Genomic DNA, 9,585 nt, shown 5'->3' on the forward strand with positions numbered 1-9,585 from the left:
GGTAGCGGTGGTAGCGGTGGTGGTGGCAACAGCGGCAGCGGTCATAGTGGCGACCATGGCAGCAACAGTGGCCATGGCAGTGCCAACAGCGGTTCGAGCCACTCCGGAACGGCCTCGTCCTCAGGACGCAGCGGCACCCATGATGAACCCGGGGATGACCGTGGTGTCCATGCCAATGGCGAGCCTGGCGATGATCGTGGTGTCCATGCCAATGGCGAGCCTGGCGATGATCGTGGTGTCCATGCCAATGGCGAGCCTGGCGATGACCGTGGTGTCCATGCCAATGGCGAGCCTGGTGATGATCGTGGTGTCCATGCCAATGGCGAGCCTGGCGATGATCGCGGTGTCCATGCCGAGCCCGGTGATGACAAAAGGAGCTGATTTACGCTGATTCCCATACAACACAAAACCCTGTGGGAGCGGCGGTGCGGCGATCCGACTTGCCCGCTCCCACAATTGATTGTATGAACCCTCTCCTTACAACCCACCCTCAGACTGATCCAGTTCCTCGCGCAAGAACTCAACCAGCGCCTGCACCGGCCGCGAACTCTGCCGGTGTTGCGGATAGACCGCCGACAACGTGAGCGGCTCCGGCCGCAAATCTTCCAGCACTTCCACCAGCCTTCCATCCTTGAGTGCCGAGCCGACAATGAACGTAGGCAAATACGTGATCCCCAGCCCGGCGATCGCCGCGTCCTTGAGCAATTCACCGTTGTTGACCCGCATCCGCCCGCTGACATTGACGCTCAATGGCTTGCCCTGCCCCGCAAAACGCCATTGCACCTGTCGACCATGGCCGTACGGCAGGCAGTCGTGACCGTGCAAATCTTCTGGCTTGAGCGGTGTGCCGCGTTCGGTCAGGTACGCGGGGCTTGCGCAGTACACCCGTTCAATGGAGGCAATGCGTCGGGCGATCAGTGTCGAGTCTTCCAGTGTGCCGATGCGCAGCGCCAGGTCGTAGCCCTCACCGAGCAAATCCACGGGCCGATCGCTCAAATCCACCTCCACCGTCACGTCGCGATAGCGCTGCAAAAACACCGGCAACAGGCACCCCAGATGCGCCAGTGCGAACGACAGCGGCGCACTCACACGAATGGTCCCCCGTGGCTCGGTGGTCTGGCCGGCGATGCCCTGCTCCACTTGCTCAACTTCGCTGAGCAGGCGCAGGGCTGATTCGTAATAGCTCTGCCCCAGCGGCGTGACATCCAGTCTCCGGGTCGAGCGATTGAGCAAGCGCACGCCCAGGCGCTCTTCGAGCTGCATCAAGCGGCGGCTGACAAACTGCTTGGACAGCCCAAGTTGATCGGCGGCTGCCGTGAAGCTGCCGGCGTCCATGACCTGGCAAAAAATACGCATATCTTCAAAGGGGTTCATTGTCACTTCCCGGTTGACAGTCAAACACTTTATAGCCGCTTTTTCCCTTCCAGGCATCCTATTAATCTGTGTTCACGGTGTTGCTCAAGCCTGAATCACAGAGCTGGCAGCGACCTCATCCCAAGACTCTCAACGCCATCGGTTAAAAAGGATTTACCCATGAACCTCGTCCAGAAAACCCTGACTGCATCCCTCCTCGCCCTCGCCGTCGGCAACGCTTTTGCCGCAGGCAGCCCGGGTGTCGAACACAACACCCAAGCCTTCCTCGAAGCCCTCGCCGCCGGTGGTGGCAAACCGCTTGAACAACTGAGCCCGAAAGACGCCCGCGGGGTGCTGACCGGTGCCCAGGCGTCGGTGAAAGTTGACCTGTCCGGCGTGGAAGTCAGCGACAAGGCAATCAAGGTTGACGGTCAGACGATCAACCTCAAAGTGGTGCGACCGGCCAAGGTCAAAGGTGAACTGCCGGTGTTCATGTTTTTCCACGGCGGCGGTTGGGTGCTGGGGGATTTCCCGACTCACCAGCGCCTGATCCGTGACCTGGTGGTGGGTTCCGGCGCGGTCGCGGTGTACGTCGACTACACGCCGTCGCCGGAAGCGCATTACCCGACCGCGATCAACCAGGCCTATGCCGCGACCCGCTGGGTGGCCGAACACGGCCAGCAGATCAACGTCGACGGCAAGCGCCTGGCGGTGGCCGGCAACAGCGTCGGCGGCAACATGGCGGCGGTCGTGGCCTTGATGGCCAAGGAGCAGAAAGCCCCGGCTCTGCGTTTTCAACTGCTGATGTGGCCGGTGACCAACGCACAGTTCGATAACGCGTCGTACCAGCAATTTGCCGAAGGCCACTTCCTGACGCAAAACATGATGAAGTGGTTCTGGGACAACTACACCACCGACGCTGGCGAGCGTGCGCAGATTCATGCCTCGCCGCTCAACGCCAGCACCGAACAGCTCAAAGGCTTGCCGGCCGCATTGGTGCAGACCGCCGAGTTCGACGTGCTGCGCGACGAAGGCGAAGGTTACGCCCGCCACCTCGACGCGGCAGGCGTGCCGGTGACCTCGGTACGCTACAACGGCATGATCCACGACTTCGGCCTGCTCAATCCGCTGAGCCAGATTCCTGAAGTGAAGGCGGCGGTGCGCCAGGCTGCGCTGGAGCTCAAGACTCATTTGCAGTGAGACCAACCAGAATCGCCACACAGCGGCGTGTGGCGACACTGTTTTTTGTGGCGAGGGAGCTTGCTCCCGCTGGGCTGCGTAGCGGCCCCAAAATCCAAGCAGTCAATGCCGACTTTGTGAGTGCTCCGCACTCAAGCGGGAGCAAGCTCCCTCGCCACAAAAACGCTCTTCACCTGCGCGACCTCATTTCTCCCGGAGCATCCCCATGTCCTTTCTCCTCGGTCACCTGCTCTCCCTGAGCACCCTGCTGCTGGCCATCGACACCCTGCTCTGGCACCTCGCGCCATTCAAGCATCGCGTCAGCCGGGTCGGTGTGCGCCTGGCGCTGTTTGTGCTGTTCAGCGCGGTGCTCATCAACGCCGGCGTCAGCCCGTTGCAGGCGCCCTTGTTTGCCGATGATCGCGTGGCGCAGTTGGGAGCCACGGCACTGGGGATTCTCTGGTGGCTGTACGCCGCGCGGGGGCTCACCGAAGTGATCGGCCTGGCCCTGATGCGGCGCATCGGCCACAGCGGCCGGCTGTTGCAGGATGTCATCGGTGCACTGGTGTTCCTGATTGCCGTAGTGGCCGCCGCCGGCTACGTGCTGGAGCTGCCGGTGAAAGGTTTGCTGGCGACCTCCGGCGTCGTCGCCATCGTGGTGGGTCTGGCATTGCAGAGCACCTTGAGCGACGTGTTCTCCGGCATCGTGCTCAACACCACCAAGCCGTACCAGGTCGATGACTGGGTTTCCATTGACGGTGTCGAAGGCAAGGTGCTGGACATCGACTGGCGCGCCACCCACCTGCTGACCAGCGCCGGCAGCACTGCGGTGGTGCCGAACTCGGTGGCGGCCAAGGCGAAGATCGTCAACCTCAGCCGCCCGACCAATATTCACGGCGTGTCGATCAGCATTCAGGTGCCGAACCACATCCGTCCGCGTCGGGTCCTCGATGCCCTGGACCGCACCCTTCAGGGCAGCAGCAGTCTGTTGCTCGATCCGGCGCCGAAAGCCGTGCTCAAGGAAGCCGGCGAAACCATGTCCGAATACGTGGCCAGCGGCTTCATCGCCGAACTGGGCAAAAAGGGTGAAGTGCGTAATCAACTGTTCGACCTGGCCCATCGGCACCTCGAAGCGGCTGGTATTTCCAGGCAACCCGATGGTGTGATCGAGCCGTCGACCCGCGCACGGGCCTTGCTCGATGAAGTGAAAATCTTCCGTTCCCTGAGCGCTGAGGAACGTGATCGCCTGGCCCAGAACATGGTGGCGCAGCAATACGCGGCCGGTGACGTGGTGCTGGATCTGGAAGAAGTACCGGACAGCCTGTTCGTCATTGCCACCGGCGTGGTCAGTGCCACCGTGCCCGATGGCAGCACGCAGATCGAAGCCGGGCGCATGGGGCCGAGCGAAGTCATGGGCGAACAAAGCATCCTCGCCGACACGCCGTCCCAGGCACGGTTCACCGCCATGACTTCAAGCATCATCTACCGCCTCGACAAATCCCTGACCCGCAGTTGCATGGAGCAACGACGGGAAGTCGACCGGGCGTTGAACAAGCTGCAGGCGGTGCGCCAGCAGAACAGCCGGATGGCGTTGATGGCCAAACCGGTGGCGGTCAGGAAAGGTGGGTTTTTGAGTTGGTTGCAGAACCGCTGATCAACAGATCACACAAAGCCCTGTAGGAGCGAGCCTGCTCGCGATAGCGGTGGATCAGCCAACATCGATATTGAATGGCAGACCGCAATCGCGAGCAGGCTCGCTCCTACAAGTGCAGCGTGCTTACCTGGCAGTAAATTTGGTGTAGCTGTTGATCAGATTGCGATAGTTCGGCAGGCGTTCCGACAGCAGGTTGGCCAGGCCTTCCATGTCATTGCGCCAGTCACCTTGCAGCTCGCAGGCTACCGAGAACCAGTTCAGCAGGTGCGCACCAGCGGCCGACATGCGTGCCCAGGCCGCTTGTTGCACGGTGGTGTTGAAGGTGCCGGAAGCGTCGGTCACCACAAACACCTCAAAGCCCTCGGCAATGGCCGACAGGGTCGGGAACGCCACGCACACGTCAGTCACCACACCGGCGATGATCAGTTGCTTGCGACCGGTGGCCTTGATCGCCTTGACGAAGTCTTCGTTGTCCCAGGCGTTGATCTGGCCCGGGCGTGCAATGAATGGCGCGTCCGGGAACTGCGCCTTGAGCTCCGGCACGATCGGACCGTTCGGGCCGCTGTCAAAACTGGTGGTGAGGATGGTCGGCAGTTTGAAGAACTTGGCGATGTCGCCCAGCGCCAGCACGTTGTTCTTGAACTCGTTGGGCGAGAAATCCTGTACCAGCGAGATCAGACCGGTCTGGTGGTCGACCAGCAATACCACGGCATCGTCTTTGTTCAGGCGTTTGTACGGAACGTTGCTCATTGGAAACTCCTTGATGGATGGTTGTCGCAGTCAGCGCCGACCTGTTGGGCCGGCGTTTTTTTTGAATTCGTCAGAAGGCAAAACACGAACAGCCAAAGGCGCCCCAGAAACCGGCGAAATCGCTGACCGGCGCATTCGACAGGCGCGCCCGTTCATGACTGTGGGAGTGCACCGCACACGGGCCGCTGCAATGGTGAGCCTGAGCCTGCATCGGCGACGTCGGGCGCCAGTGGCCCGGCACCTTCACCACCGGCGACCAGTCCGGCAGCACCGGCACGCTGGCCGGCCCGAGCTTCTCGAAGTCACCGGCGCCGTACACCACCTTGCCGCCGACCACGGTCAACACCGACTCGATCCACTTGATCGCCTCTTCATCGACGCTGAAAAAGTCCGCGCTGAGGGCTGCAACGTCGGCCAATTGCCCGACCTTGATCTGGCCCTTCTTGCCTTGCTCCGACGAGAACCAGGCGCTGCCGTGGGTGAACAGTTCCAGAGCAGTCAGGCGTGAAAGGCCTTCGGCGTGCAACTCCATGCCGCCGACGGTGCGACCACTGACCATCCAGTACAGCGAGGTCCACGGGTTGTAGCTCGACACCCGCGTCGCGTCGGTACCGGCGCCCACCGGTACGCCCTCGGCCAGCATGCGTTTGATCGGTGGAGTGGCTTCGGCCGCTTTGGCGCCGTAACGCTCGACGAAATATTCACCCTGGAACGCCATGCGATCCTGAATCGCAATGCCGCCACCCAGCGCCCTCACCCGCTCGATGTTCTGCGGGGTGATGGTTTCGGCGTGGTCGAAAAACCACGGCAAGCCGTTGAACGGAATGTCGCGATTGACCTTCTCGAACACGTCGAGCATGCGGCTGATGGATTCGTTGTAGGTGGCGTGCAAACGGAACGGCCAGCGTTGCTCCACCAGATGGCGCACTACCGGCTCCAGTTCGGCTTCCATGGTTTGCGGCAGGTCCGGGCGCGGTTCGAGGAAGTCTTCGAAGTCCGCCGCCGAGAACACCAGCATTTCCCCGGCGCCGTTGTGCCGCAGGAAATCGTCGCCCTGGTGCAGCTTCACGCTGCCGGTCCAGTTCTTGAAGTCGGTCAACTCTTCCTTGGGCTTCTGGGTGAACAGGTTGTAGGCGATGCGCACGGTCAGTTGCTCATCCTTCGCCAACTGTTCGATCACCTGGTAATCGTCCGGGTAATTCTGGAAACCGCCGCCGGCATCGATGGCACTGGTCAGGCCCAGGCGATTGAGTTCGCGCATGAACTGACGGGTCGAGTTGACCTGATACTCCAGTGGCAGCTTCGGCCCCTTGGCCAGCGTCGAGTACAGAATCATCGCGTTGGGCCGCGCCACCAGCATGCCGGTCGGCTCGCCGTTGGCGTCACGCACGATCTCGCCACCCGGCGGGTTCGGCGTGTCGCGGGTGTAACCGGCGACGCGCAACGCGGCACGGTTGAGCAAGGCGCGGTCGTACAGGTGCAGCACGAACACCGGCGTGTCCGGTGCCGCCTGATTGAGCTCGGCCAGGGTCGGCATACGCTTCTCGGCGAACTGGAATTCGTTCCAGCCACCGACCACCCGCACCCACTGCGGCGTCGGCGTGCGGTCGGCCTGATCCTTGAGCATGCGCAAGGCATCGGCCAGGGACGGCACGCCTTCCCAACGCAGTTCGAGGTTGTAGTTCAGGCCGCCACGGATCAGGTGCAGGTGCGAGTCGTTGAGCCCGGGAATCACGCAGCGGCCCTTGAGGTCGATCACCTGGGTGTTCGAGCCACGCAGGGCCATGGCCTGGGCATCGCTGCCCACCACGACAAAACGACCGTCGCTGATCGCCACGGCGCTGGCGAGCGGTTTTTCGCGGTCAACGGTATGAAATTGACCATTGAACAGAATCAGATCGGCGTTCATCACGGTTCCTCATGCAATGTGGAGGGAGACAGCCAGGGCGCGAACAGGCGCGTCGCCATGGGCATGAACAGGTAAACCACCGACAGCACGATGGTCAGAGTGATCAGGAACGTGGCAACCACGTAGTTGGAGAGAAATGCATTGAGCTGAAGCAGCGGCCCCCAGAGCAGCGGCACCAGCAAGGTGTGCGGCAGGATCACCAACAGAGTCACCACGGCCTGCTTCCAGCGCGGCGGTGGCGTACCGGCTTCGGCCTGGGGCGAGAACCAGAACTCGTTGACCGGATTGACTTCGGTCTGGTCACCATCGGCCAGCATCGGCGCGGCTTCGTTGACCAGTTCCTGGCGTTGCGGTGAGTCGAGCCAGCGCTGCATCGCCTCGGTCGAGCAAAAGCGCAGCACGCAGGTGTAAGTGTCGAGGCCGGCATTCTTGCCACGCACCACATCCACACCCAGGTGCCCGACGTTCTGCGCGGCCACCTTGACGATGTTGCGTAGCCAGGCTTCATAGGGCACTTCGAAACCGGCCTTGACCCGGTGTTTGACGATCAGGGTCACCACCTCATCAGGCCCGGGACTGGCCGGCTCACGGCGATTGAGATCAGACATAACGCAAGGCTCCGGCAAAACGGACATTGAGCGCCAGCCGTCCCGGCCCGGCGATGAAAATGCTGGTGAACACGATCAGCAACAGCCAGCCGAACTGGCCTTCGAAGAGCGTCCACTGTGGATGCACGATCAACATCGACACCCACAGCAAAAACAGAATAGGCAAACATGCCAGACGCGCCAGCATCCCGGCGACGATCAGCAGCGGGCACACCACCTCGGCGAAAATCGCCAGCAGCAGCGTCAGGTTCGCGCCCAGGTGGAAAGGGTCTTCGATGTTTTGCAGCTCGGTACTGTAGTGAAGCAGCTTGGGCAAACCGTGCACCCACAACAGGAACAACCCGCCGCTGACCCGCAGGAACAGCAGCCCCCAGTCTTGCGCCCGATCATCACGTCGCGAAGCGTCCATGGCCCACCCGCACAAATGAAAAACCACCGGCGTCGATGCGCCGGGACTGGATTCGATAGTGCCGGGACGGGGGGAGGAAAAATTGAATGTACGTGCTCTGTTTGCGGGTGCGACAAAGATGCGCAATTCACCTGCAAAGCGCAGTCCCTGTGGCGAGGGGGCTTGCCCCCGCTGGGCTGCGAAGCGGCCCTAAATCCAGCAACCGTGATGCTTCAGGCAAACCGTGTTAACCGGTTCTACGACTGCTGCGCAGCCGAACGGGGGCAAGCCCCCTCGCCACAGGGATCAGTGGTTAGTCTTGCGGATCGATATTATCCAGCGCCCGATTCACCGCCAGTTCGCCCAACATGATGATCTGCGCAATGCCCAACAGCGCGTTGCGATGAGGGCTTTGCAGAAATCCCGCAAGGTCGCTGGCCATGATGCTGGCCGAGGCCAGGGATTCGCAGGCGTGGGCCAATAGCGTTTCGGTGTTGATGTCGGGGGCGATGACAAACATCGTGCTGGGTTTGTGCGATGGAGCCGGATCTTTTGCGGGGTTTAGGTAGTGATCCAGCGCGCGGTCGGCGGCTTCGTGGAGCTTTCTGGAGTCGAGCGAGTCGTAGGGGGAAACGTCGTCGGATTGCGGGGGATTGGGGGTTGGTTTGCACATGGTCAAGCTCCTTGATCAATGGAGCCGCCACAGGTCGCTGCTAAACGAATTGGGTGGCGGCTGTACGCGGGTTAGCAGACCAGGGATCAAGGAACCCGGCGCACCGAAGTGCCCCACGCACAGCCACCAAATTGCAGACCGAAATGATCTTGAGGTGACACTGGCGAGCCTTGAAATTTACCGAGCTGCTAAACCCGATCGCTGCATGGACAGCGACACGGAGAACGTTAGAGATCATGGCCAAGACTCACAAGCCGGCGGATTCTGGCGTAGTTGTAGGCAACGACGCAAGGCGGTGTGGCTTTCAGGAATAGAGGCTGACGGCTTTTAAACGGGGCTGTCAGAACGCTGCATATTCCTTGTGGGAGCGAGCCTGCTCGCGAAGGCGGCATTACATCCGGCATTGATGTTGACTGATCCACCGCTATCGCGAGCAGGCTCGCTCCTACAGTTGGGCTGGGTACATTCGAAAGAAATTGGTCGGCTGGCAGGCCGCCATCGCGAGCAAGCTCGCTCCCACAGAAGAGCAAAGGCAGAGCAGCCCACACCGCGCCGCTTCTCACCACTCATCAGGCCGAGCGTTAGCTCGCCTGCAGCTCTTGATCTTGATCCACCCGCCCCCTCGGAAGGCTGAGCGGAGGTGTTCATCCGGGGATTGGCGCGCAGCGCCGTTCGACGCAGTCGAACTCATTGCATGTAGGTCGAAGCGAAGCCGACCGGAGGGCAATGCCCCCGGATGAATACCGGAGCGAAGGAACCCCGAGCCCAGGCGAGGGGCCGTACGTAAGGGGCGAGACCTTTGGTTCCTTTGGGGCGTTTGCCAAAGGGACTCGCCGTAAGGGCGAAACCATAAGTCGCCGTTACCGCAGAAACGGATATGTACTCAATCACCCAAGAACCTGGTCGGCCCAGAGGCCGCCAAGGTCAAAGAAAACCTAAGAAACGAGGGTGTAATTAGTTTTGTGTAACCGGTCATTTGGCAGGAGACTGCCTACCCCAAGGAAATCCAATGACCGAGCCAAAATCCAAGCGCGCCAAACGAGTCAAACCTGATCCTGAACTGGTTAAATT

The 9,585-nt window shown here is 61.3% G+C and carries 8 protein-coding genes and 1 pseudogene; 3 read left to right on the plus strand and 6 right to left on the minus strand.

The window, feature by feature from the left end; genetic code table 11:
* Window positions 1–381 (plus strand): annotated as a pseudogene (locus KGA96_RS29355) (hypothetical protein); the annotation flags it as partial.
* A 96-nt stretch (window positions 382–477) separates the two neighbouring features.
* Here the strand turns inward: KGA96_RS29355 and KGA96_RS29360 are convergent.
* On the minus strand, window positions 478–1,374 hold the full coding sequence (locus tag KGA96_RS29360; RefSeq protein WP_046043454.1) for a LysR family transcriptional regulator: 897 nt from the start codon (window positions 1,372–1,374) through the stop codon (window positions 478–480).
* Between the two features lie 159 nt (window positions 1,375–1,533).
* Here KGA96_RS29360 and KGA96_RS29365 point away from each other — a divergent pair, with 159 nt between their 5' ends.
* The gene (locus tag KGA96_RS29365; protein ID WP_046043452.1) at window positions 1,534–2,553 is read left to right on the plus strand and encodes an alpha/beta hydrolase; all 1,020 of its coding nucleotides are present in this window, start codon (window positions 1,534–1,536) and stop codon (window positions 2,551–2,553) included.
* Window positions 2,554–2,758: 205 nt separating this feature from the next.
* Complete coding sequence (locus KGA96_RS29370; protein ID WP_223516045.1) at window positions 2,759–4,186, plus strand: mechanosensitive ion channel family protein; 1,428 nt, start codon at window positions 2,759–2,761, stop codon at window positions 4,184–4,186.
* A gap of 123 nt (window positions 4,187–4,309) precedes the next feature.
* On the opposite strand, the gene ycaC is transcribed toward KGA96_RS29370, so the two are convergent.
* From ycaC to KGA96_RS29395, 5 genes are all read right to left on the minus strand, one after another.
* Entirely contained in the window at window positions 4,310–4,936 is a 627-nt protein-coding gene (ycaC, locus tag KGA96_RS29375; protein ID WP_046043449.1) for an isochorismate family cysteine hydrolase YcaC, read from the minus strand.
* A 70-nt stretch (window positions 4,937–5,006) separates the two neighbouring features.
* Window positions 5,007–6,845, minus strand: coding sequence for an amidohydrolase (locus KGA96_RS29380; protein WP_046043448.1), 1,839 nt, complete (start codon window positions 6,843–6,845; stop codon window positions 5,007–5,009).
* On the minus strand, window positions 6,845–7,453 hold the full coding sequence (locus tag KGA96_RS29385) for an antibiotic biosynthesis monooxygenase (protein ID WP_046043447.1): 609 nt from the start codon (window positions 7,451–7,453) through the stop codon (window positions 6,845–6,847). The genes KGA96_RS29380 and KGA96_RS29385 overlap by 1 nt, the downstream gene beginning before the upstream one ends.
* Window positions 7,446–7,862: a DoxX family protein gene (locus tag KGA96_RS29390; RefSeq protein ID WP_046043445.1), complete on the minus strand. Its 417-nt coding sequence runs from the start codon at window positions 7,860–7,862 to the stop codon at window positions 7,446–7,448. The genes KGA96_RS29385 and KGA96_RS29390 overlap by 8 nt, the downstream gene beginning before the upstream one ends.
* A gap of 292 nt (window positions 7,863–8,154) precedes the next feature.
* Window positions 8,155–8,514: a DUF6124 family protein gene (locus tag KGA96_RS29395; protein ID WP_046043444.1), complete on the minus strand. Its 360-nt coding sequence runs from the start codon at window positions 8,512–8,514 to the stop codon at window positions 8,155–8,157.
* Window positions 8,515–9,585 lie beyond the last annotated feature (1,071 nt).

This window comes from Pseudomonas sp. GL-R-26, from assembly GCF_019947365.1.
In the GTDB taxonomy this organism is placed as follows: Bacteria; Pseudomonadota; Gammaproteobacteria; order Pseudomonadales; family Pseudomonadaceae; genus Aquipseudomonas.

Coding starts and splice junctions, on each gene's coding strand:
- KGA96_RS29360 (WP_046043454.1), bottom strand. CDS start 1,374: ATGAACCCCTTTGAAGATATGCGTATTTTTTGCCAGGTCATGGACGCC.
- KGA96_RS29365 (WP_046043452.1), top strand. CDS start 1,534: ATGAACCTCGTCCAGAAAACCCTGACTGCATCCCTCCTCGCCCTCGCC.
- KGA96_RS29370 (WP_223516045.1), top strand. CDS start 2,759: ATGTCCTTTCTCCTCGGTCACCTGCTCTCCCTGAGCACCCTGCTGCTG.
- ycaC (WP_046043449.1), bottom strand. CDS start 4,936: ATGAGCAACGTTCCGTACAAACGCCTGAACAAAGACGATGCCGTGGTA.
- KGA96_RS29380 (WP_046043448.1), bottom strand. CDS start 6,845: ATGAACGCCGATCTGATTCTGTTCAATGGTCAATTTCATACCGTTGAC.
- KGA96_RS29385 (WP_046043447.1), bottom strand. CDS start 7,453: ATGTCTGATCTCAATCGCCGTGAGCCGGCCAGTCCCGGGCCTGATGAG.
- KGA96_RS29390 (WP_046043445.1), bottom strand. CDS start 7,862: ATGGACGCTTCGCGACGTGATGATCGGGCGCAAGACTGGGGGCTGCTG.
- KGA96_RS29395 (WP_046043444.1), bottom strand. CDS start 8,514: ATGTGCAAACCAACCCCCAATCCCCCGCAATCCGACGACGTTTCCCCC.